Below are 23,579 nucleotides of genomic sequence, written 5' to 3'. Positions count from 1 at the left end.
ATTGAATATAAGATTGTGGATCGAAAAAGGAGTAATCACATGGTTAAAATTATGATTGTAGAAGACGATATGAAAATTGCAGAACTATTATCAACACATGTCGCGAAATATGGATACGAAGGAATTATTGTATCGGATTTTCAAAATGTATTAAACATTTTTTTAGAAGAACAACCAGAGTTAGTTTTATTAGATATTAATTTACCAAGTTTTGATGGTTACTATTGGTGTCGTCAAATTCGTGGAGTTTCTACATGCCCGATACTATTTATTTCGGCTCGTGAAGGCACGATGGATCAAGTTATGGCGCTTGAAAACGGTGGCGATGATTTTATTTCAAAGCCATTCCATTACGAAGTTGTAATGGCTAAAATTCGTAGTCATTTAAGACGTGCTTACGGAGATTATGCACCGAAAGTAGAAGAACGGATGGTTGAGCAACAAGGTCTTTGTTTATATCCCGAAAGGCTTGTATTGAAGCTTAAGAATCAAGAGATTGATATAACAAGAAATGAAGCTATTTTATTAGAGATGTTAATGAAAAATTATCCGCGTGTTGTGGGTAGAGAAGTGTTATTAAATAAATTATGGGATAGCGAATCTTATGTTGACGATAATACTTTAAGCGTAAATACAACTCGTGTTCGTAAAAAGTTAAAAACATTACAGATTGAAGATGCGATTGAAACGATTCGTAGTGTCGGTTATAGATTACATATTACTTGGGATACTGGTATGGAAAAATGATAAGATTGTTTATTCGAGATCATATACCACTTATTTGTTTTACAGCAATCCAACTACTAGCCATATTTCTTGTATATTGGTTTGATGGGCATAACCATATTGCAACGGCATTATATGCAATGTTTTTAGGTGCATTTTTTATGTTGAGTTATTTAGTATTTCGTTACTTTACACATCGCTCTTTTTATGAACGATTAGCAAATCCGCTTGAATCTTTGGATGAATCTGTTCAAAAATCTGATTTTTCAGCTGTATCTACTGCGCTTCAAGACCTACTTGAGGTGCAATATCGCCATTATCAAAATCAACTGCAAATACAAGAGAGAAAAAATAGTGATCATTTAACCTTTATGAACCAGTGGATACATCAAATGAAAACACCTCTATCTGTAATAGAATTGATTACACAGGATGAAGTAGACCCACGTTTTGAAAGTATAAATGAGGAAACAGATAGGTTGAAAAAGGGGTTAGAGATGGCTTTGTATGTCGCACGTTTAGAAGCATTTACACAAGATTTTTATGTGGAAAAAGTACAGCTACATAAAATAGTGAATGATTCCGTGCATGAACATAAACGCTTCTTCATCCGGAATTTTGTATATCCAGAGCTTACAATTGATAAGGATATTACTGTGGAAAGTGATGCGAAATGGTTACAATTTTTAATTGGACAAATACTATCGAATGCGATTAAATATTCGTCAGGTAGTAGAGAGAAGATTAAAGTAAATGCTTGTAAGGAAGGTAATAACGTCATACTTGAAATTATCGATAGTGGTGTAGGAATTCCGAAGCAAGATGTACCAAGAGTGTTTAAACCTTTCTTTACAGGAGAAAATGGTAGAGATTTTAAAGAATCAACCGGAATGGGGCTATATCTTGTATATGAAATTACGAAACAATTAGGACATAGTGTAGAAATCCATTCAAAAGTTGGTAAAGGTACCGTTGTACGAATTATATTTTTTAATGTGTAAATAAGTGACTTAGGCTAAAGAACTTTGGAGATAAGTTTTTTAGCCTTATTTTATCCCGCTTTAATGGGCAGTCCGATTGGTTCAACTAATAATTAGTGGGGGATGAAGAAAACTTCCATTGATTAAAGTTTCACCTTATGGCGATTATATGAAATGGTAAAAGGTCATCTTAGTATGTTTAACGACACGCTATTAAATACGATTGTTAAATTAGAAATATTTAATAAAAAGCTGAGAAATAGTTTTTGTAAGAAAAAAGCCACCCCTTTGAAAGAGATAGCTTCATGAATCCATACTATGAATAAGTGTATCAACATTAATAAGTATAATGTTCGAATTCGTGATATGTTTTGTGGATTATAATAGAATTTGTCTTTTGTTTTTTCATGATACAGTATTGTAATTAAGTAAACAAACTTAATAATTTATATCCAATTAATCCTAAAATAGTGATAGGGACCATCATTAAGAAAGAAGAAATTCGATTAGCATTAGAGCGTTCTAATACAAGAATGAAGATAATCCCGACTATCACTTCGGTATATCCAACAGGTAACATATGACTATAGTCTTCATAATTTAAAAGAATGTGAAGTCCATCCGTTACAAAAACTCCACTAATAAGTGCGCTTCCGAATTTATGAAGTGGATTTGTAGCATCTTTCCATAGAAAACCTGCAATTCCAAAGATAGTTCCCCCTATAAATGCACATACGATCCATACAGATATAAAATAAATAGAGTGAGCTACATTTGTAATAACTATTGCATAACCATAGTAGCCTAATACCATACCGAGTAGTGCAAGGATACCAGAAAGTATAGCTGTACGCTTAGAATAACTAAAGCTAGCCACAAAAAAGGATGGAACTAACCAAACGCTTCCTAGATTCGCTAATGAATTCCAATGTCCTGGAAGTATACCTTGCCCCAATTTAGTTAGTATACCAACAATAATCCCTACTATAATCGGGATGAGACAAATCCTTAAAAACATATTTAATTTTGTGATTTTTAATGTCCTGTCCATAAATTCAATCCCTATATTAATATTTTCTACAAACATATAATAGCTTATTACAGGAGAGTAATCAATAAAAATTTATCGAAAAACAATAAGTGGTTATTGGGTAACGAATTACATTTTATTTTTATAATTAGGTGAATAAAATATCAAGTACTCGTTACTCAACCAAATGGTAAATCAAATAATATATGAAAGTAATGAAATTGCCCAAATCATGTAATTTAATTTAGTATAAATCTCTCGTATTTTTATGGCATGATTTATGATAAAAAAGAAACGAAAAGGGATTGATATAGTTTCCTCCTGTTTTTATTTACAATTTATTAGAAGGAGGGTTTTTTTACTAGTTGTGAATGTTAGGGGGATTGGAATGGATATTCGTAAAATGAAATATTTCATAACAGTGGCAGAAGAATTAAACTTTAGTCGTGCGGCAGAACGTCTTATGATGGCACAACCGCCTTTAAGTCAAGAAATTCGAAAGTTGGAAGAAGAATTAGGTGTTCAACTTCTTCACAGGACAAAAAGGATGGTTGAGCTTACCGATGCGGGGAAAATCTTTTTAGAAGGTGCGCGACAAACGTTACTTCAAGTCGATAGAACCATTAAAGAAACACAGCTCGCGGATGAAGGGAAGATCGGGCATTTAATCATCGGTTTTGTTGATTCTATAGAAACGGTTATAAACATATTAAAAACGTTTCGAGAACGGTTTCCTAAAATTCAGCTTATATTACGTGAGATGACAACAGACCAGCAAATAAAAGCGCTCTATGAAAAACAAATTCACATTGGATTTATTCGTTCTATGCAAAATAATGAAATATTATCTTCCGAAGTTTGTTCCAAAGAACGTTTAAAATTGGTTTTATATGAAAGTCACCCATTAGTTTCGTTACCTAATATTTCTATTAAAGAACTAGTAGATGAACCATTTGTTTTATTTCCTCGTCATTTCGGTACGAACTTTTATGATTTAATTATTAGTTACTTTTGGGAACATGGAGTAAGTTTAAATATTGTTCAAGAGGCGATTCAAATGCAGACGATTGTTAATTTAGTTGCAGCAGGTATGGGGATTTCTGTCGTTCCATCATCAGTGGAAAGTTATAAAAAATCGGGAGTCATGTATAAAGAGATTCAAGAAAATACACCGGAGATAAATTTATACGCTGGATGGAGACAAGATGAAAAGTCCGTCGTACTCGAGAACTTCTTAGTAGTTGTTAGAGAGATTTATAAGACTTCACAACTTGAATTTGAAAAATAAAGGCCCATCTTGATTGGATGGGCAGTAGTGAATTTGGAAAGGTACTATATTTATTGTTAAGTCACTGATGATTTAACCTGTTTTACTTGGATCATATTCAATGAAACCTTTTAGCACACTATCAATTTGACCCATAATTTCAGGTGACAATGTAACATTAGAAGCAATTACATTTTCTCTTATTTGCTCCGGATTGGAAGCGCCAATAATAGCAGAGGAAACAGCTGGATTTTGTAGTACCCAAGCAACTGCGAGTTGAGGTAGGGTGAGATGATTTTCTTGTGCAATAGGATTAAGTTTTTGTATAGCAGTAAGTACATTATCACTCATCCAACGTTGTACGAGTTTGTTAAAAAACGGTTTTCCCGCATTTGAATTAGCACGTGATTGAGCAGGAATTGGTTTACCTGGTTGGTATTTTCCAGTGAGAATACCTTGTGCGAGGGGAGACCAAACAACTTGACCAAGTCCTTCACGTTGACATGTAGTATTATATCTGTTTCGATCACTCGCCATAACATCGAATATTGAGGCTGGCTAGCGATAAGAGGAATGTTCAATTCTCGGGCAAGTGCTGCACCGCGTGTGATTTGCTCCGATGTCCATTCACTTACACCTAAATAAAGGACTTTACCTTGTCTTACAAGATCTGAGAACGCTAACATTGTTTCTTCAAGAGGAGTTGTTGTATCGAATCGATGTGCATAATAGACATCAATGTATTCTGTATGTAGCCGTTGTAACGATGCATTACAATTTTCTATAATATGTTTGCGTGATAATCCACGATCATTTTTTCCAGGTCCGGTTGGATGGCAAACTTTTGTACAAAGCTCTATACTTTCTCGGCGTAGTCCTTTCAAAGAGCGACCAAGTATCTCCTCAGCAATAGTGTCCGAATAAACATCTGCAGTATCGAATGTTGTAATTCCAACATCTAATGCAGCTTTCACACATTCATTTGCAGTATCTTCATTTACTTTTCCACCATGATTTATCCAGTTACCGTATGCAATCTTACTTACTGTTAATCCACTGTTTCCGAGTTTGCTAAATTCCATTGTAGAATCCCTCCTTAAAAATGATAACTTTATTATAAAAACTGAAATGTAGTATGTATAATATAAAATTAATCATACAGTTATATAAAAATTATATAAGAGGGAATGCTTAGAAGGATATTATTAGTGAAATCTAAAGAAAAATAAAGTATGCTTATTCAATTTGAAGCTAAGAAATGATAAATAGACCTAGAAGAAAGCAATCATAATAATAGCACATATAATTGTATTTACTCATACAGTACTATCATGGTACAATATGGTTATTAACGACGGAAAGGAATGATGGGTGGACGATGATTAACTAATCTTATTTTTAAATGTTGAAATTCAATAAATTTCAATTTCTAAAAAATAGGATTAGTCTGCCCAATTTCCATACAGCGGTATTGCTATTTATGTTACGCAATAGCTTATTTGGGTGTAAATATTTTAACGACTAATCCTGCCAAATTTATTTGGGAGGATTTTTTTATTCTCCCTTAATGAAAGGGATCGGTATTATGAAAGAACTATTAAAATTAAATGATGTTTATGTTGAAATAAAGGAAAATACTTTGTTAGAGAAAATGAATGTGATAGTAAGACAAGGGGATGTTATCGGGTTAATTGGTAAAAACGGGGCTGGTAAATCAACGTTACTTCAATTAATAAATGGGAAAATTGAACCATCAAAAGGCACTGTTGAATGGATGCAAATGAATGTGACAACAGCATATGTTGAACAAGAAAAAGAATCTTTCGTTAGTAAGGATATGATTGCAAAAGAAGCCGAACTTCTTGCGAAATGGGGTGTGCCAACGAACGATTTCCTTACTTTAAGTGGTGGCGAAAAGCTGAAAGTTCGATTAGCAAAAGGGTTTGCTGAAAATCCTAATGTTTTAATTTTAGACGAACCGACAAATCATTTAGATGAGATGAGTACGGAATTTCTCATTAAGCAAATAAAAAATATGAAAGGTACAGTTATCGTCGTATCACATGATCGATACTTTTTAGATGTTGTCGCAACTAGAATATGGTCAATTGAGGATAAGAAATTAATTGATCATATTGGTGATTATACAAGTTATATGAAAGAACGTGAGCATAAAAGATTGACGCAGCAGCGTGAATATGAAAAACAACAAAAGAAGATAGAACAAGTAGAAACACATATAAAAGAATTAAGTTCATGGTCACAAAAGGCACATGCGCAGTCTACAAAACAAGAAGGAGTGAAAGAGTTTTATCGTGTAAAGGCGAAGCGAATGGACGCGCAAGTTAAATCAAAACGAAAACGCCTCGAAAAAGAGCTGGAGAAAACGAAGATAGAACGTGTGAAAGAAGAGTATTCAGTTGAATTTTCTATTCAAGCGAGTAAAAAAGTAGGAAAACGTTTCTTAGAAGTAAAACAATTACGGAAAGAATTTAATAATCGGATATTATTTGAAAACGTTAATTTTACAATTCAGCACGGTGAAAAGGTTGCGATTATTGGACCAAACGGTAGCGGGAAAACAACGTTACTAAAGATGATTATGGGAACAGAAACTGTCGAAGGAGAAGTATGGATTTCACCATCAGCAAACGTTGGATATTTAACACAAGAAGTATTTGATTTACCGCTTGATAAAACACCAGAAGATTTATTTTATAAAGAGACATTTGAGAAGAGAGGAAAAGTCCAAAATTTAATGAAACATTTAGGATTCCAAGCTTCTCAATGGAAAGAGTCAATTGAGTATATGAGTATGGGAGAAAGAGTGAAATGTAAGCTCATGGCTTATATTTTAGATGAAAAAGATGTACTTATTTTAGACGAACCGACGAATCATCTTGATCTACCTTCACGTGAACAGCTTGAAAATACATTAGCTGAGTATAACGGAACACTCGTAATCGTTTCTCACGATCGATATTTTCTGGAGAAAACAACTAACGCAAAGCTCTTGTTTTTAAACAATACGATACAAAAACAGCTTGAAGAACCTACGAAAACTAGAGATGAAATGGAAGAGCTACGTTTAACGTTAGAAACAGAAAGACAAGAAGTATTAGGGAAATTAAGCTTTTTAACTTCTAAAGACAAAGAATATAAAGAACTAGACGAACGGTTTATGGAACTTACGAAGCAGATTAAGGCGCTTTAACGTAAGGGAAGGGGGAGAAGAGAGTTTGACTAATTTATTTAAAATAGATTGTGGAGATATATACCTACAAGAGTTTACGGTCAAAGATGCAGAGAGTATTTATAAAATAGCAAATCAACCAGAAATAGAAAAGTTTTTACCAGACTGGAAATCAACGAAAGAACAACGAGTTAATTGGGTTACAAATGAAGAAATACCAGAAAACAAAGCATTTCTTCATGCAGTGAGAACTACGTCTAACATAGATGATCACATATTAAGACTAGGAATATTTAAGAAAACTACAAATGAATTTGTTGGATGGTGCTGCACAGGTATGAAAGATGAACTTCCTGCACCGAATAGAGAAATTATGTATGCTGTTTCAAGTGAATATCATAATAATGGATATGCAACGAATGCGACACAAGGCTTGATCGGCTATTTGTTTGAAAATACAAATGTGGATGTCCTTAACGCAATTGCATTAATTAATAACGTACCGTCAAATAAAGTTATTGAAAAATGCGGGTTTGTTTTTTTGAGTCAACAGACGATAGAAAGTCAAATTTTTAATCATTATGTATTGAGTAAATCCAAATGGATAAAAAATAGTGCTCTTTAAAGGGAATGATCATACAGTGCAAAAAAAAGCTTAGAGCTATAACTCTAAGCTTTTTGCATTTTATATAATAAAGTTTTGATATACTATTGTATTTCCTGCCACTATATAATTATTATAAGATAGTTATGCATTTATTTTAGTTTGGAAACAGTTTTATTATCAGTTTTTTTAGAAATCTTACAAGCGTGTAAGATAAATGAAAGATGAATCAATATGAGTTATAAGACAATTCATTTACACTCTATTGTAAGAAGTGCAAATGAAGGGAGAATATAAATGGAAATTTTACATGCAAAAAGTATTAGTAAAGTATATAAAGGGAAAGTGCCTTTTAAAGCATTAGTAGATATTGATTTATCAATTCAAGAAGGTGAATTTATAGGTATTATGGGGCCATCAGGGAGCGGGAAAACAACGTTATTAAATATGGTATCTACTATCGACTCTCCAACATCGGGTGAAATAGTAATAAATGGTACAAATCCTTTCCAGTTATCATCTGAAGAATTAGCTTTATTTCGTAGAAAGCAATTAGGATTTGTATTCCAATCATTTAATTTGCTTAGTACGCTTACAGTGAAGGAAAATATCGTATTGCCGATGACATTAGATGGTGTTTCTGTGCAAGAAATGAACAATCGGGTAGAAGAAATTGCAGCGAAATTAAATATTACAGATATATTGGATAAAAGAACGTTTGAAATATCAGGGGGACAAGCTCAAAGAACAGCAATCGCTCGTGCAATTGTTCATAAGCCGCAATTATTACTTGCAGATGAACCAACAGGGAATTTAGATTCTAAATCTTCAAATGATGTAATGGAGATGTTAGATACTCTAAATAAGGAAGAAAAGGCAACGATGATGTTAGTTACACATGATCCGTATGCAGCGAGTTTTTGTAGCAGAGTTATTTTTATAAAAGATGGTCAATTGTATAATGAAATTTACCGAGGTGAAAGTAGGCAAGCATTTTATCAAAAGATTATGGATGTCCTTTCTTTGTTAGGAGGGAAAAGGCATGACTTTTCGTCAATTCGCATTTAATAATATTTTTCGCAATAAGCGTACATATGCTGCCCATTTTTTAAGTAGTGCATTTTCGATTATGATTTTCTTTACGTATGCTCTTTTATTATTCCATCCGGATTTACAAGGGGAGTTAAAATCGACAAGTGCAACAATAAGTGCATTTGGTACATTGGGATTTTCAGTTTCGCAAGGCTTGATTTTTGTATTTTCATTTTTCTTCATTCTATATTCAGTTAGTTCATTTTTAAAAACGCGTAAAAAAGAATTTGGGATATTAATGATGCACGGTATGTCGATGAGACAGCTTAAGAAGCTATTGTTAATTGAAAATATGTTGATTGGACTTGGCTCAATTTGTATAGGGATTTTCATTGGACTCATATTTTCTAAATTAGTCTTATTGATAAGCGCTAGTGTATTAATGATTAATAATGGTTTACCTTTTTATATACCAGTGCAGGCTGTATTATTAACAGTTTTCACGTTTCTAGTCTTATTTTTAATCGTTTCGTTAGTTACATTTAAAACGGTTAAAGTAACCGAACTTGTGGAACTTATTCAAGCTGGAGAAAAGCCAAAGCCTGAACCGAAAGCTTCAATAATATTATCGTTACTTTCTTTAATTAGTATAGGGTATGGATATATTTCAGTATTTCGCTTTATTCAAAATCACAATTTTATTATGCTCGGAATGGGTGTGCTCTTAGTAATTATAGGAACGTACTTTTTATATACACAGTGTAGCGTGTATATATTGTATCTTGCTAAAAGGAGTGAATCATTCTTTTTAAAGAGAACAAATATATTAACATTTTCAGAATTGATCTACCGTATGAAAGATAATGCGACAATGTTTTTTATAGTATCCATTGTTTCAGCAGTTGCATTTACAGCAATTGGTACAACAGCTGCCCTTGGAAATAAAGAATTGGTAAGGATGACAAATCCATATACACTTTTGTATATAGCTCCTGAAAAAGACAATATGATAGATAAACATCTCTCTATTATAAAAAAACACCTGTCTGATGCAAATATTCCGTATCGCATGGCTTCATCTTTAAATAAATATACAGAAAGTAACGTAAATGTAATGAAGTTGAGTGAATATAACGGACTTGCGAGGGCACTTGGATATCAACAGGAAACGATTGAAAAAGAAGATGAAGTTTTGTTGATTCCTGGAAGAGTGTCACAAAAACAAGAATTTAAAAACGGTGATTATAAAAAGAATATTGAAGTCATTCAAGGAGATTGGACAAAAACATTTCGTGTAAAAAAAGCTGGAGAAAATTTAGTTTTACCGCATGATACTGAAAGTATTTATATTACTGTTCAAGATCATGTATATGATGAAATCCCTATTTCTAGTGACCAAGATGATATAAGTAAGCAAAATCGTACGTACGGATTTGTTGTAGACGATTGGATGAAAACAAAAGAGATTTCAAACCAATTAAATAGTATATTCGAAAAAAATGTTAGTAATGGTGATTTCTACTTTAAATCTTTAACGTTAGATTTGTTAAGTGCAAAGCAAACAAATGGATTATTACTTATGGCAAGTGTTTTAGTCGGAATCGTTTTCTTTACATTTGCTGCTAGTTTTATTTATTTCCGATTATATACTGATTTGGACCGTGATCAACAACAATATAAAATGATTTCGAAAATGGGATTAAGTAAACGAGAAGTAAAAAAAGTTGTAACGAGGCAGTTACTATTAATGTTCTTCTTACCGATTATCGTTGCAGTAATTCATACTGTAGTAGCTTATACAGCATTACAACAATTAGTCGATTTTTCAATTTTAAATAGTTCTATCTTTATTTTAATTTCATTTATATGTATACAGGTTTTATATTTCTTTATAACTCGCTGGCGTTACCTACAAAAGCTCTATAAGACTATGGATCAATAGAGAGTATATTTGCTAGTAAAGATTAAACGAAAGAAAGTAAAAAATGAACTGAGTTATGAAAGGAAATGTGATGAAAAGAATTTTAACTATCTTTATGTTAATCATAATACTTTTAATAAGCTTTAGTGCATGTTCCAAAAATGAAACCACCTTTCCAGCAAACGGTGTATTAATAATTGGAGATGAAAATAATATTTCTCCAATTATTAATCGTTATAAAGAAATTACGGAAGAAAATGAAGTGTTCTCTGTGAAAACAGGTAGTTTTGGAAAAGGACAGGTATTAATTTTAGATGAATCTACAGCAGAAGCATTGATTAAAGCAAAGGTTTTTCGTAAACGAGATGATGTATCTAATTCTACACCTATTGATACGTTACCGAATTTTCCAAAAGAAGGATCACTTTTATTTACACATGAAGACGAAAAAGGTATAAAAAATATTGGGATAGAAGGAAGAGAGATTCCTATTAAATATGAAAGTAATGCTTGGATTGGTAATACTCGTAACTATGGAACACAATGGTATGTGATTGTGGCGAAAAATAGTGTGTATAAAGAAATAAAGATTTATGAAACAAAAATGCAACTGCTTCATCTAAAAAAGTCTTTAGGTGATGAAAAACCTAAAATGTCGACAGATAATACATTGATTAATGAATATGTAAAAGTAAGAAAGTTGATTAAAGATTTTAATGGAAAAGTATCAGTTCAGTTTGTAACGATTGGAGAAAAATCTTAAAAAAGAGTTCGAGATTGATAGAAACTTTATCAACCTCGAACTCTTTTTAATACCATGTAAATAACTTACATTACTTCATTTAATCGTGTCTCGTTCGTTTCTTCAATACCATTTGCATATTGAACCGAACTATCTTGAGCTTCCTTTTCTTTACGGGCCTTTTGTAGCATTTCAAGTATAATCCATAAAGGAATACCTTTATCTTTTAACATCTTCCATAAATCTAATTCATTAAATTTATGCTCAGGTTGTTTCATCTCTTTTTCAGATGAACGGATATCAAACTTGATGGGATCATTTGATTTTTTATCTTCAAGTTTAGTAGAAGAGATAGTATTATGTTCAAGGTTAGATGGAGTTATTTTAGTAGGTTGAGATAATGTATGAATATTTAATCCGATTTGCATGGCTTTTCCTCCTCCTTAAGTAATGGAATTAGTTTTCTTATGATTTTTAAAGCTATTTAACATGAGGAAACTAAATCTAATTATAAATTCAAATAATAAGATTTACAAGTTGTATTCTAAAAAGTAAATGCTTACTTGATTTAATATTTATCAACATTTGCGTATGTTTTCTGTATATACAATGTATATAAAATACTTTACATTATGTTTAAGTTAAGAACTCTTTTTTAATAGAAATATGTAAACGTTTTATTAAGGGGGGAGAAAGAATGGGGAAGTTAATTTTAAAAATATGTTTTTTCGCACTAATGATTGTTTTTTCGTTCACAGTAAAAACAACATACGCTGAAGAGAAGCAACAAAATAATTATCCTATCATACTAGTAAATGGTTTTGCAGGGTGGGGTAGAGAGGAAATGTTAGGAGTTAAATATTGGGGTGGTGTTCATGATATACAAGAGGATTTAAAAAGAAGTGGCTATACAGTACATACTGCTGCTGTTGGACCTGTTTCTAGTAACTGGGATCGCGCATGTGAATTATATGCGCAAATTAATGGTGGTACAGTTGACTACGGTGCCGCACATGCTGAGAAACATGGACATAATCGTTTTGGCAGAGCTTATAGTGGTTTTGCATCGAATTGGAGTGAAACAAATAAAGTTCATTTAGTTGGGCATAGCATGGGTGGACAAACGATTAGAACATTAGTACATCTATTAAAAGAAGGTAGTTTTGAAGAAAAAAATTATGTGAAAAATCATCCGAACACGAATATATCACAACTATTTGAGGGTAAGAAATCATATGTTCATAGTGTGACAACATTAGCAACTCCTCACAATGGCACTACACTTGCGGATGGTAGTCTTCTACTACCGTTCGTTAAAGATTTACTCATTACAGCTGCAAGTTTTGGAGGGAATAATAATTTATCGTTATATGATTTTAAATTGGATCAATGGGGTATAAAAAAGAATACTGGAGAGTCTTTTTTACAATACACTGATCGTATTGTAAATAGTACACTTTGGAAAGATACAAAAGATATAAGTCAATGGGATTTAAGTACAGATGGTGCAAAAGAGCTTAATAATTGGGTAAAGACGCAATCAGATGTGTATTACTTATCCTATAGTGGACATGCCTCACAAGCAGCACCTATAACAGGTTTACATTTACCTCATATAACAATGAATAAAGTGTTAATGGGTAATGCATTTTTCTTAGGTTCCTATGCAAGATATGAAGTAAACCGTCCATTAATTGATACTTCTTGGTGGCAAAATGATGGTGTAGTAAATACAAATTCTATGATCGCGCCTTCTTCTAATACTGCGGTAAATAATAATGAGACTTTACAGATGGGAAAATGGAATCATATTGAAACGAAAGCAAATTGGGACCATCTCGATATGGTAGGACTTAGTGTTTCAGACACGTTAGGTTTTTCTAATATTCAAGAGTTTTATAGAACAATTGCAGAAAAGCTATCAAGTTTACCGAGATAGGTAATAATAAAGCGCTCTCGATGGAATTCGAGGGCGCTTTATATTATATTGAAAGAGGGATATGGTAGAAAAATATGGGGGGATATTATGAAAATTCAAGTTGTATTATCAGGATATGGAACAGTAGGAAGAGAGTTTATAAAATTAATAAATGAAAAATATTTATATATATATGAAACATATGGGATTCAATTAATTGTAAGTGGCGTGTTAGGTAGAAATGTTGCAATTCATAATGAGGATGGTTTATCTATTCATCACTTATTAAGGTATGGTGGCGGTAGCTCTGCAATTGAAGAATATATTGAGTATAATCCGAAGGAACGAGCAACAGATAACATAAGTGGTACAGTACTCGTGGAATCAACAGTTACAAACCTTAAAGATGGAAATCCAGGAAAGCAATATATAAAACAAGCGATTGAGAAACATATGGATATTGTAGCAATTTCAAAAGGCGCACTCGTTACAAACTGGAGAGAAATAAATGATGCAGCAAAAATCGCAAATGTACGAATTCGATATAGTGGTGCAACTGCGGCCGCATTACCGACTCTAGATATTGGGCAATTTAGTTTAGCTGGATGTCATATTGAAAAAATAGAAGGAATATTAAACGGGACTACAAATTATATTCTTTCGAAAATGAATGAGGAAGATATTACGTTTGAAGAAGCACTAAAAGAAGCGCAAAGTAAAGGGATTGCTGAAACGAACCCAATATTAGATGTAAGTGGTTCTGATAGTGCTTGTAAATTGTTACTTTTGACAAACAGTTTAATGGGAACAGAAAATACGCTTGCAGATATACATATAAAAGGAATCGAACATGTTACAAAACAAGAAATTCGACATGCCAAGGAACAAAATAAATATATTAAATTAATAGCTTCAGCATATAAGGATCAGGAGGGTAAAGTGGCTCTTAAAGTAGAACCATACGAAATAGATAGAAATCATCCGCTAGCAAATGTAAATGGGACAGAAAAAGGAATCACGTTCTTTACAGATACGATGGGGCAAGTTACTACAATTGGTGGTGCATCAAATCCACGCGGAGCCGCAGCTGCAGCTTTAAAAGATATAATTAACTTATACCGAAAAGATTTGCACCTTATTAACGAGGAGTAAAATCATCCATTAATTATTAGCCTTTACTTTATAAGACCGTACCGCCCTTTATAAAAAATACATATGTAGTGGACCTTTAAAGAATGAAATAAATATGAAAAAATGATTGCAGGGGGTAAGGAATTGTTTAAAGATTTTAAAGTTGTCAAAAATCGTCCTGTTTATATTCAATTGAAAGATTATTTGAAAAAGATGATTATGAAAGGGCATTTACTCGGGGATCAAAAAATCCCTTCAACAAGGGAACTAAGCGAATTACTGAGTGTTAGCAGAAATACTGTACTCGCTGCTTATGCCGATTTAGAGCAAGAAGGACTCATTTATGCAGTTAAAGGAAAAGGGAATTTTGTTGCGAAGATTGATATTTCAAACACTTCGTCTGTTAAAATAGATTGGAAAAATAAACTTAATACAGTTACCTTATTAGCGGATGAATTAGATTTAATGAAACATGGTGTCCGCTGGGAAAAAGGAATGATTGTTTTTAATAGCATTGCTCCGGACGAAAAGCTATTTGATGTGGAAAATTTCAAAAGAGCTTTTCTTACTCGTATGTCCATTGAAGGTGATGTCGTATTAAACTACGGCTACGCTAAAGGTTATAGACCGTTAATGAATTATCTACTTCATTATATGGAAATGAAAGGTGTAGATATTTCGAACAAAGATATTTTAATTACAAATGGATTTACTGAAGGATTGGATATTGTACTATCCTCGTTATCCAAAAAATCAGGGCGGGTTATTTGTGAGAACCCGACTCATCATGCTGCACTGAAGCTTTTCCGTTTGCATGGACTTGAAGTGCATGGAATTAATATGAATGAAGATGGCATCGATACGAACGAAGTAGAAAAAAGTTTGTGTGAAAAGGATTTTGATTTCGCGTATTTAATTCCTTCTTATCATAATCCAACTGGTATTGTTACGAGTTCGGAGAAAAGAACGGAACTGATGAGATTATTCTCAAAATATAAGGTTCCTATTATAGAAGATGGGTTTAATGAAGAGCTACGTTATTCAGGTTCACATTTAGCACCATTATTAACTTTTGCTGGCGCTGGTAATAATGTAATTTATATTAGTAGCTTTTCAAAGGTGCTTTTCCCTGGTTTACGTGTAGGATGGATCATCGCAGATAAAGAACTAATCCATCATTTAGAAAGTGTAAAAAGAGCAAGAACAATACACACATCAACGTTAGATCAAGCTGTTCTATTTCAATATTTACATGAAGGATATTTTGAAAAATATTTAAAAAAGGCAAGATCAGTTTATAAGAAAAAATATGAGTTAGCTGTTGGGGCGTGTAACGAGTACATTCCGTTTCAAAGAATGACCGGTGATGGTGGCCTTCATTTATTTATAGAGTTAGAAGAAAAAATTCATGCCCGTACGCTTTTGCAAAAGTGTTATGAGCAAGGGGTTACATTCTCTCCAGGAGATGTTTTTTATTCTGATGGAGGAGGAGCGAACACGTTTCGATTAGGATTTTCACGTCTGAAAGAAGAAGATATAGTTCGGGGAATCAAAATAATTGGTGATACAATAAAAAATGAAATTTGGAGTTGAGGAAATGAGAATTGGCGTTATTATGGGTGGAGTATCTTCTGAAAAACAAGTATCAATTATGACTGGAAATGAAATGATTGCACATTTAGATAAAAGTAAGTATGAAATAGTCCCAATTACGTTAAACGAAAAAATGGATTTAATCGAAAAAGCGAAGGACATTGATTTCGCGCTGCTCGCATTACACGGAAAATACGGAGAAGATGGGACTGTTCAAGGAACACTTGAAAGTTTAGGTATTCCTTATAGTGGCAGCAATATGTTATCTAGCGGTATATGTATGGACAAAAATATTTCGAAAAAGATTTTACGTTATGAAGGTATAGAAACACCAGATTGGATTGAACTTACAAAAATGGAGGATCTAAATCTTTATGAATTAGATAATTTAGGTTTTCCGTTAGTGGTAAAACCAAACTCTGGTGGCTCAAGTGTTGGGGTGAAAATTGTCTATGATAAAGACGAATTAATCTCGATGTTGGAAACTGTGTTCGAATGGGATTCTGAAGTTGTAATAGAGAAGTATATAAAAGGTGACGAGATTACATGCTCAATTTTTGATGGAAAACAGTTACCTATCATTTCAATTCGACATGCGGCGGAGTTCTTTGATTACAATGCGAAATATGATGATGCTAGTACAATTGAAGAAGTTATCGAACTTCCAGCTGAATTGAAAGAACGAGTAAACAAAGCGTCACTTGCTTGTTATAAAGCTTTGAAATGCAGCGTTTATGCGAGAGTTGATATGATGGTGAAGGACGGTATTCCATATGTAATGGAGGTTAATACATTACCAGGGATGACACAAGCAAGTTTATTACCGAAAAGTGCAGATGCAGCTGGTATACATTATAGTAAACTATTAGATATGATTATTGAAACTTCATTGAGAGTAAGAAAAGAAGAAGGATTTTAAGTAGCAGTAGCATGAATACTTTTGACAGTAACATGAAGTATGTTATGATGATTACAATACGAAAATTGAATATTTATCCACTAGGGGGGCCTAATATAGGCTGAGATCAAATGAGAATTTGAGACTCTTAGTACCTGATCTGGTTAATGCCAGCGTAGGGAAGTGGGAAAGACTTTGCTATTTTATGAATAAATACTGTCAATTTCACTTTCTTTACGCCTGTAAAGAAAGTTTTTTTTGTTTTACAGATTTAATAATAGTGGGTAAATACTTAAATTTTATACATAATTGGAGGGATTTAAATGACTTTTTCACAATCATTACGTAAAGAAGTAGATTCAATTTGGGAAGCTAGTTTTCATCATCCTTTTGTAAAAAAACTTGGCGAGGGAACGTTAGATTTAGCTAGTTTTCGCTATTACGTGCTTCAAGATTCATATTATTTGAGTCATTTCGCTAGAGTACAAACTTTAGGTGCTGCAAAGGCTCTAGAATTAGAAACGACAGCTCGGATGGCACACCATGCTCAAAATACATATGAAGCAGAATTATCTTTACATGAGAATTTTGCGAAAAAACTAGGGATAACACAAGAAGAAAAAGAGAATTTTATCCCAGCCCCAACTGCATATGCATATACTTCACATATGTATCGTGCTGCGTATGAAGGACATTTAGGTGATATAATTGCGGCAATTTTACCTTGCTATTGGTTGTATTATGAAATTGGTGAACGTTTAAAAGAGTGTCAGCCAGAAGAGCCAATTTATAACGAATGGATCTCTGCTTATGGATCTGATTGGTTCCGTACATTAGTTGAAGAGCAAATTACACGATTAGATGCAATAGCTGAAAAAGTAACAGAGGCAGACCGAAATCGAATGAAACAGCACTTTATTATTAGCAGTCAATATGAATATTCATTTTGGGAAATGGCCTATACTTTGGAAAAGTGGCCAGTGAATACAGATATAAAAGATGTAATTGGATAATGAGTAGAGATAATGCTATACACAGGTATGGATAATACCTATGTATATAATTTCACAAAAGAAGTATCGCAAAAAGACGCATCAATCTAAGTGCGTCTTTTTTCAATTTATAAAAATGAGCCCATGGAAAAAATAACCTAAAAATAGGTATATGAACAAGATACATCATCTAGTGATAGGTCATACTTTGTAGGTGTACGTATTGAACTTAGTTTATCCCGCTTTAATGGGCAGTAAGCCCCCCACCTCAAAATTCAGCGAAAGCAAAGAAGTTAGGCGGGGGTCGGGCTGCCCATAAAAGTCCGATTGGTTCAACTAATAATCAGTGGGGGATGAACAACCCCCCACTGATTAAAGTTTCACTTTATAGCGCTATTTCTACTTAGATTTAACGAACAGAAAGATAGGAAAGCATTGAAAAGGTTGAAGTTTATAAACGGAGGTCATGAAAATGAATAAGTTTCAACAAGAACTACAAGCATTAAGCCTTAATGATTACCAGTCTGGAAATATCGTGTATTGGGATCAACAAAACCAATATCCATATTACTATATTGAAGATGCTGTTCGTCGCTGTGGAGGTTGTGGTGGTCGTTGTGGAGGTTGTGCAGGTCGCTGTGGTGGATTTCGTTGTGGTGGATTCCGTTGTATTGGTTGCTTCGGCTGTTTTGGTTGTGGCGGCTGCGGAGGTTGTGGTGGCTGTGGTAGTTGTTCAAATTGTTTTAGTGGTTTTAATGGTACTACTGATACAACTGGTACTATTGTAACATATGAATATTGATAAGAGAAAAAAGGAATCCATTAGTGAAGCATTATGTAATTTTTATTAAAGAATTTAATTAAAACACATGTAGCATTCAAGTGGAAGAAAGATATTTAGATTTTTAGTTGTAAATCAAGATAAGGTCAAAAAAGCAATGACTAGATTTAAAACCTAATCATTGCTTTTTTGTATTTTTTACCATAAAATAAGAAATCTGTTGCTTCTAGTTAGTGGATAGCAAAAGAAATTATTACAACTATGTAAGGTTAATGTAATGTTAATCGATAGTAAAAGAAGATACTTGAGTGTATTTTAAATAAGATTTAAAAGTACTGTTTATTTTTAAAATATTAGGGTAAGCAAAATTTTATTAGGAAGTGTATTAAAATGATTGAACTTAAATCTATTATCCATTCGTACAAACTAAAGAGAAAAATAGCAAGGGATTTATACGGAAACAGAGATGAATTGACACTGTTATTAAATGAATTTAATAACATGAAGTACACAGTAACATGTGAAAAAAAGAAAGATAATATATTATCTCGTTTACAATTAATCTATCAAAATATGAAATTTGATAAGCAGTATCCTCTTCCAATTACTTTTAATAGTAAATTATTGGATCGATTAGAAAAAGAATCTCTTCATTCTATTGAGGAAGTTATAGCATGTCTACAATTAATGTTAGATATAAATTATGAGAAAATAAAACAATATGGATCGGGTACAAGTAGGTCATTTGTTCCATTATCGCAGTCATCCATTTGTCTTGCTGATTGTGTTTGTATAACTGGATTTGTATTTGGATTACTAGGTGCAATTACATTAGGGGGATTAGTGTTATCTGTATGTTCAATTACATAAAGGCTGATATTTGCAAGAAGGGCACCGAATTAAGGTGTTCTTTTTTAGTTTTATTGTAAAATTATTGTAAATGTTAAATACATTACAATAATAATATTATATAATTCTAATGTATTGAAATAAAGATATTAGAGGTGTCGTATATGATAATTACTTTTAATTTTTAAATCAGTCGTTTTAAGAATATATTATTCGGAGGTATGTTTTTACTTTTCTTTTAAATACTTGGTATAAATCGATTAGATTAAGAGTTAATTTTTCTAGCTTTTTGTGATCAAGACAAATGAAGAAAGGAAGTAATCATCTTATGGAAAAATTAAAGTTGTTAACATTTGAAGATATAGTAGAGCCTCTTTTAAATGAAAACGTATCATTTATATATTTCCCTATTGATTGGCTTGATATTGTAGAGATACATTATAAGACATTTTTATTAACAAGTAAGTTGAAACGATTGAATGAAAGATTATATGATATGTTTTCTGATATATTATTTATTCAGCATAATCCGTATGTATTAAGTGAAAATACACCATGGATTGTATCCAAAGAACCTGTTAGAAAAGAACAACTCGATTATATTTTCCAAAGTTGGTATGAGGTGATTCATGATTGGAAACCAAATAAATTAATAGAATTGCCAAATTATGAATGGCATTACGATTTAATTTCTAACATACCTGTACTACATGATTATGAAATATATTCTAAGTGGGTGCCTGCTTTAATTTCTCATATTTTTTGTGAACAACCTGGACGAATAGAGAATATCAATGAAGAAGATATATATTTTTCTCCTCTTAGATCACAAAATATTTGTGAGGCAATGTCAGAGCCTATTAAAGATGAAAAAACTCAAGATTATTTTGCCTATGTATATCGTTTCGAATGTATCACGCGCGGGGGCGAAAATATTCCATTATTAAATGTTTCAATAGGAATTCGGAGGTTTTATCAAGAATATAACCATCCAGATATTCCTTTGCTATTAAGACGAAAACGGGGCATGATATTGGTTTCTACTCCAGAATTTGCATCGAATAATAAGAAATTACGATTTGTAAAACTAAAAGTTCAGCAGGCTACAAACGGCATCAAATGGATTAAGATATTTAGAAATTTAAAAGATGATTTTCGTATAGGTGGAGAAGTTGAATTAGAGCATATTCTTCAATATCCGAAAGATTATATGATAGGAACAAATATTAGGGTGTTGCTTCCATATAATGAGAGAATATATAAAGTTCAAGGTACTAAAATAAAACCTGGTATAAAAGTAAAAGAAAAAGAGCATCTATTTAAAGAGTTTCAGCAAAAATTCGCTAATTTCACATTACTACCAGAATGTAAAAAGGTAGCAACAAATAATGAAAATGAATTATTCCCTTTAATTGCACCAAAAGGATTAGAGACTATAACGTTAGAAATATGGTCTGAAAAAATCTCGTTGGAAGTTGAACAAGCGTTATTTGAAAGTGAAATTGTGTTAGCTCAAATCGGTGAGTCATTATATGTTTTAAATGCAGATTCTCCAGTATTGTTAAAAATAGTAAGATATAATATTGAAAAAGTATTGCAAAATCCATATAAAATGCAATATTGCCAGAAATACAAAACAAATTTAATAGAGGATGTAATGAAAGCGGTGTATGCTACTGCAGGTGAGCGTAATGATGTGTCATTGGCGTTAATCGCAATGAAAAATTGTGATGGGCGTGAAAAAATTGATCCAAAGCAAATCGTTAGAGAAGGGTTTGCACGAACAAACCGTATTTCAGCATTTATTAATTTATTTATAGGCCAAAGTGTAACCCATAAAACAATAATAAATTGTATTCTTAGTTTATTAGAACAAAAAGGATTTTTGAAACGTAGTTGGAATAAAATAAATTTACCTTGTACATATGTTAATTTATCAATTGAACGAATCTCGAAATTTGATTTCTTACCTATTATTTCACAAATAAAAGGAAAAGAAATTTCATATAAATTATATGGGAATACAGAGTGGCAACCGATTGATTGCTTGTTATTAAATGTAAATAAACATAATACCTTTTTACCACAGCCTTCAAAAAGAAATGATATGGGAATTCAATTTAAACAATTTGTTTTTGAAACATTAAAGGGAATTTTACAACGTGCAAAAGAGAAAAATGAACAAGTTTATTTCATTGTAGATGCGCATTTAAGAAAATATTGGATGAAAGAGTTACAAAATAAAAAAATTGATATAGATATTTTACCGGAGATTGTTCCTGATGTGCTAAAGGTTCCTAATTTAAATGTTATAAGAATAAATACATCTTTTGATACACCAAAATACGGTGTGATAGAACGTGATGATGTTCCAGAGGGCACAAGTTTATATGTAGATCAAAAAGGGATGTATTATAGCACTGGCGAATATTCGCTAAATGGTAGTGAAACATCGCAGCGATACATACTTGAAATATTAACGCTAGGTGTAAAACCTATAGAACGGAATTACATCGCTAAAATGATACACTATATGTGCTGTAATTCAAGTATGCTTCAGGAAAAAAATATACATATGCCGTATTTTATGCATATGGCAAAAGTAATAAAGAGCTATATGACTGATATAGATGCAAGAGAGTTTAAAGAGTTTGATGTTAGATTGGATGTAGATATAATAAAAAGAGAAAAGAAAGATTCAACTATACTGCTGTGAACTACTGGCCAATTAGAATAGCTTGGAGTGGGAGCTTCTCAGTTCCAAGACGAAAGTAACCTTTCATCTCCCACCTACAGCGGGGCTATCGCCCTTCACGCGCCTCTGGAAGGAGAATTCTTTCGGTAAATTCGTTAAATAATAGTAGACGAATCCTGCTCGTTATATTGATCAGGATTTGTCATTTTTTCATGTAAATAAGGATATCCTTTGTCATGTATCTTTTCTTTTATGTATTTACTTTATTTACATACAGGATTAAGATATTTTTTAGAAATACAAAATCTACATCATATGGAAAAGCAATATGAATTGATTCAAAAGAAATTTGAAAGGAATGAGGAATTGTGAAGAAATTAGATGTGTTATTAATGCTATTAAGCGGCCTCTTTCCAGTTGCAGGAATTATGAAGCAAATCCCATTAGAACAATCTTTATATATTGGAGGCCTATTATTTTTTACTAGTTTCGGTAGCTATTTTGCGAAAAAAATATATTCACGTATATGTAGTTGGATAGCGTACGCGCCATTTATAACACTACTGTTAATCATTTGGAATCAGGATATTTCAACAAGTTCAATAATAGCGAATGCAAAAATTGCCGCTTGTATCGCTTTAATTCCATGTTTATTCCGTTTTCGTACATATGGACTAACTTTAGGTTTATTGTCATTATGGGCCGCTTTACTTTGGGATATTAAAGAAATACAGTCGTTAGTTATACTTGAACGTATGACGAGTTTAATGACAAGTCATTACTTATATCTTCTATTGTTAGTTGGAGGACTAATAGTAGGTGGATTACTTGCGATGTTAATTCACCGCAGAGAGAAAAATGATAATAAAGAAAATATAAATCTTTTTCAACAAAAAAAGAAACGCAAAAAATTATCATTTAAGATTCCACTTCCAAAATTACCGAAAATTAAGATGAAATTATTTAAATTTGGTGGGAAAGGATCAAAACGAAAAACACCAGAAAACATACGTGAGCATAATTACGAAGAACCAGCTTCAGCTGCAACATATGAAATGACAGAGCCAATACAACAATATAAAGAAGGTACTGTTCAAGGACAAACGAGGATGGAACGTCGTAGGAATAAGTATAATGTATAAAAAAACCTTTAATGATGTATCATTAAAGGTTTTTTTTATGTAATTAAATATAGATTGCTAATGTGGAAATTGTAGCATACTCTAA

General features: G+C 32.4%; 19 protein-coding genes, 1 pseudogene and 1 riboswitch. Of the genes and pseudogenes, 17 read left to right on the top strand and 3 right to left on the bottom strand.

The window, feature by feature from the left end; translation table 11 throughout:
• Positions 1–39 precede the first annotated feature (39 nt).
• Positions 40–747, top strand: a complete 708-nt coding sequence (locus tag PDL00_RS26305) for a response regulator transcription factor (protein WP_046955980.1) — start codon at positions 40–42, stop codon at positions 745–747.
• The gene (locus tag PDL00_RS26300; RefSeq protein ID WP_270732213.1) at positions 744–1,727 is read left to right on the top strand and encodes a sensor histidine kinase; all 984 of its coding nucleotides are present in this window, start codon (positions 744–746) and stop codon (positions 1,725–1,727) included. Before PDL00_RS26305 ends, PDL00_RS26300 begins: the two co-directional genes overlap by 4 nt.
• 403 nt (positions 1,728–2,130) lie before the next feature.
• Here PDL00_RS26300 and PDL00_RS26295 read toward each other — a convergent pair whose 3' ends face one another.
• Positions 2,131–2,757, bottom strand: a complete 627-nt coding sequence (locus PDL00_RS26295) for a DUF6518 family protein (protein WP_270732212.1) — start codon at positions 2,755–2,757, stop codon at positions 2,131–2,133.
• A gap of 367 nt (positions 2,758–3,124) precedes the next feature.
• Between PDL00_RS26295 and PDL00_RS26290 the strand changes: the two genes are divergently transcribed.
• Entirely contained in the window at positions 3,125–4,024 is a 900-nt protein-coding gene (locus PDL00_RS26290) for a LysR family transcriptional regulator (protein ID WP_270732210.1), read from the top strand.
• A gap of 72 nt (positions 4,025–4,096) precedes the next feature.
• On the opposite strand, the pseudogene PDL00_RS26285 reads toward PDL00_RS26290, so the two are convergent.
• Positions 4,097–5,085: pseudogene (locus PDL00_RS26285) on the bottom strand (aldo/keto reductase family protein).
• A 503-nt stretch (positions 5,086–5,588) separates the two neighbouring features.
• Between PDL00_RS26285 and abc-f the strand changes: the two are divergent.
• From abc-f to PDL00_RS26260, 5 genes are all read left to right on the top strand, one after another.
• Positions 5,589–7,217 carry a ribosomal protection-like ABC-F family protein gene (abc-f, locus tag PDL00_RS26280; RefSeq protein ID WP_270732209.1) on the top strand — a complete coding sequence of 543 codons (1,629 nt, stop codon included), beginning with the start codon at positions 5,589–5,591 and terminating at the stop codon, positions 7,215–7,217.
• 25 nt (positions 7,218–7,242) lie between these two features.
• The gene (locus PDL00_RS26275) at positions 7,243–7,821 is read left to right on the top strand and encodes a GNAT family N-acetyltransferase (RefSeq protein ID WP_270732208.1); all 579 of its coding nucleotides are present in this window, start codon (positions 7,243–7,245) and stop codon (positions 7,819–7,821) included.
• A 276-nt stretch (positions 7,822–8,097) separates the two neighbouring features.
• Positions 8,098–8,868, top strand: coding sequence for an ABC transporter ATP-binding protein (locus PDL00_RS26270; protein WP_270732206.1), 771 nt, complete (start codon positions 8,098–8,100; stop codon positions 8,866–8,868).
• Complete coding sequence (locus PDL00_RS26265; protein WP_270732205.1) at positions 8,843–10,774, top strand: ABC transporter permease; 1,932 nt, start codon at positions 8,843–8,845, stop codon at positions 10,772–10,774. Before PDL00_RS26270 ends, PDL00_RS26265 begins: the two co-directional genes overlap by 26 nt.
• 70 nt (positions 10,775–10,844) lie before the next feature.
• Positions 10,845–11,516 (top strand): lipoprotein BA_5634 family protein, encoded by a 672-nt coding sequence (locus tag PDL00_RS26260; protein WP_270732204.1) that lies wholly within the window; start codon positions 10,845–10,847, stop codon positions 11,514–11,516.
• Between the two features lie 65 nt (positions 11,517–11,581).
• Here the strand turns inward: PDL00_RS26260 and PDL00_RS26255 are convergent, their stop codons facing one another.
• Positions 11,582–11,923, bottom strand: a complete 342-nt coding sequence (locus tag PDL00_RS26255) for a DUF3914 domain-containing protein (RefSeq protein ID WP_270732203.1) — start codon at positions 11,921–11,923, stop codon at positions 11,582–11,584.
• Positions 11,924–12,192: 269 nt separating this feature from the next.
• On the opposite strand from PDL00_RS26255, the gene PDL00_RS26250 reads away from it, so the two are divergent.
• From PDL00_RS26250 to PDL00_RS26210, 9 genes are all read left to right on the top strand, one after another.
• The gene (locus PDL00_RS26250; RefSeq protein ID WP_270732201.1) at positions 12,193–13,434 is read left to right on the top strand and encodes an esterase/lipase family protein; all 1,242 of its coding nucleotides are present in this window, start codon (positions 12,193–12,195) and stop codon (positions 13,432–13,434) included.
• Between the two features lie 87 nt (positions 13,435–13,521).
• Positions 13,522–14,565 (top strand): homoserine dehydrogenase, encoded by a 1,044-nt coding sequence (locus tag PDL00_RS26245; RefSeq protein WP_242250539.1) that lies wholly within the window; start codon positions 13,522–13,524, stop codon positions 14,563–14,565.
• A gap of 123 nt (positions 14,566–14,688) precedes the next feature.
• On the top strand, positions 14,689–16,137 hold the full coding sequence (gene pdxR / locus PDL00_RS26240) for a MocR-like pyridoxine biosynthesis transcription factor PdxR (protein ID WP_242250540.1): 1,449 nt from the start codon (positions 14,689–14,691) through the stop codon (positions 16,135–16,137).
• Between the two features lie 4 nt (positions 16,138–16,141).
• Positions 16,142–17,056 (top strand): D-alanine--D-alanine ligase, encoded by a 915-nt coding sequence (ddlB, locus tag PDL00_RS26235; protein WP_242250541.1) that lies wholly within the window; start codon positions 16,142–16,144, stop codon positions 17,054–17,056.
• Positions 17,057–17,128: 72 nt separating this feature from the next.
• Positions 17,129–17,234, top strand: a riboswitch (TPP riboswitch).
• A gap of 124 nt (positions 17,235–17,358) precedes the next feature.
• Positions 17,359–18,048: a thiaminase II gene (gene tenA, locus PDL00_RS26230; protein ID WP_242250542.1), complete on the top strand. Its 690-nt coding sequence runs from the start codon at positions 17,359–17,361 to the stop codon at positions 18,046–18,048.
• A 451-nt stretch (positions 18,049–18,499) separates the two neighbouring features.
• The gene (locus PDL00_RS26225) at positions 18,500–18,829 is read left to right on the top strand and encodes a heterocycloanthracin/sonorensin family bacteriocin (RefSeq protein WP_088081245.1); all 330 of its coding nucleotides are present in this window, start codon (positions 18,500–18,502) and stop codon (positions 18,827–18,829) included.
• A 369-nt stretch (positions 18,830–19,198) separates the two neighbouring features.
• Entirely contained in the window at positions 19,199–19,678 is a 480-nt protein-coding gene (locus PDL00_RS26220) for a homoserine dehydrogenase (RefSeq protein WP_242250544.1), read from the top strand.
• 307 nt (positions 19,679–19,985) lie between these two features.
• Positions 19,986–22,373 (top strand): RNaseH domain-containing protein, encoded by a 2,388-nt coding sequence (locus tag PDL00_RS26215; protein ID WP_270732198.1) that lies wholly within the window; start codon positions 19,986–19,988, stop codon positions 22,371–22,373.
• 347 nt (positions 22,374–22,720) lie between these two features.
• A complete protein-coding gene (locus tag PDL00_RS26210) occupies positions 22,721–23,494 on the top strand; it encodes a DUF3959 family protein (protein WP_270732196.1) in 774 nt (257 codons plus the stop codon).
• Positions 23,495–23,579: the final 85 nt, after the last annotated feature.

The sequence above is a fragment of the Bacillus cereus group sp. TH152-1LC genome (genome assembly GCF_027710505.1).
Lineage (GTDB): Bacteria > Bacillota > Bacilli > Bacillales > Bacillaceae_G > Bacillus_A > Bacillus_A mobilis.
This window is presented reverse-complemented; position numbering and strand designations above follow the sequence as displayed.

Coding starts and splice junctions, on each gene's coding strand:
- PDL00_RS26305 (WP_046955980.1), top strand. CDS start 40: ATGGTTAAAATTATGATTGTAGAAGACGATATGAAAATTGCAGAACTA.
- PDL00_RS26300 (WP_270732213.1), top strand. CDS start 744: ATGATAAGATTGTTTATTCGAGATCATATACCACTTATTTGTTTTACA.
- PDL00_RS26295 (WP_270732212.1), bottom strand. CDS start 2,757: ATGGACAGGACATTAAAAATCACAAAATTAAATATGTTTTTAAGGATT.
- PDL00_RS26290 (WP_270732210.1), top strand. CDS start 3,125: ATGGATATTCGTAAAATGAAATATTTCATAACAGTGGCAGAAGAATTA.
- abc-f (WP_270732209.1), top strand. CDS start 5,589: ATGAAAGAACTATTAAAATTAAATGATGTTTATGTTGAAATAAAGGAA.
- PDL00_RS26270 (WP_270732206.1), top strand. CDS start 8,098: ATGGAAATTTTACATGCAAAAAGTATTAGTAAAGTATATAAAGGGAAA.
- PDL00_RS26265 (WP_270732205.1), top strand. CDS start 8,843: ATGACTTTTCGTCAATTCGCATTTAATAATATTTTTCGCAATAAGCGT.
- PDL00_RS26260 (WP_270732204.1), top strand. CDS start 10,845: ATGAAAAGAATTTTAACTATCTTTATGTTAATCATAATACTTTTAATA.
- PDL00_RS26255 (WP_270732203.1), bottom strand. CDS start 11,923: ATGCAAATCGGATTAAATATTCATACATTATCTCAACCTACTAAAATA.
- PDL00_RS26250 (WP_270732201.1), top strand. CDS start 12,193: ATGGGGAAGTTAATTTTAAAAATATGTTTTTTCGCACTAATGATTGTT.
- PDL00_RS26245 (WP_242250539.1), top strand. CDS start 13,522: ATGAAAATTCAAGTTGTATTATCAGGATATGGAACAGTAGGAAGAGAG.
- ddlB (WP_242250541.1), top strand. CDS start 16,142: ATGAGAATTGGCGTTATTATGGGTGGAGTATCTTCTGAAAAACAAGTA.
- tenA (WP_242250542.1), top strand. CDS start 17,359: ATGACTTTTTCACAATCATTACGTAAAGAAGTAGATTCAATTTGGGAA.
- PDL00_RS26225 (WP_088081245.1), top strand. CDS start 18,500: ATGAATAAGTTTCAACAAGAACTACAAGCATTAAGCCTTAATGATTAC.
- PDL00_RS26220 (WP_242250544.1), top strand. CDS start 19,199: ATGATTGAACTTAAATCTATTATCCATTCGTACAAACTAAAGAGAAAA.
- PDL00_RS26215 (WP_270732198.1), top strand. CDS start 19,986: ATGGAAAAATTAAAGTTGTTAACATTTGAAGATATAGTAGAGCCTCTT.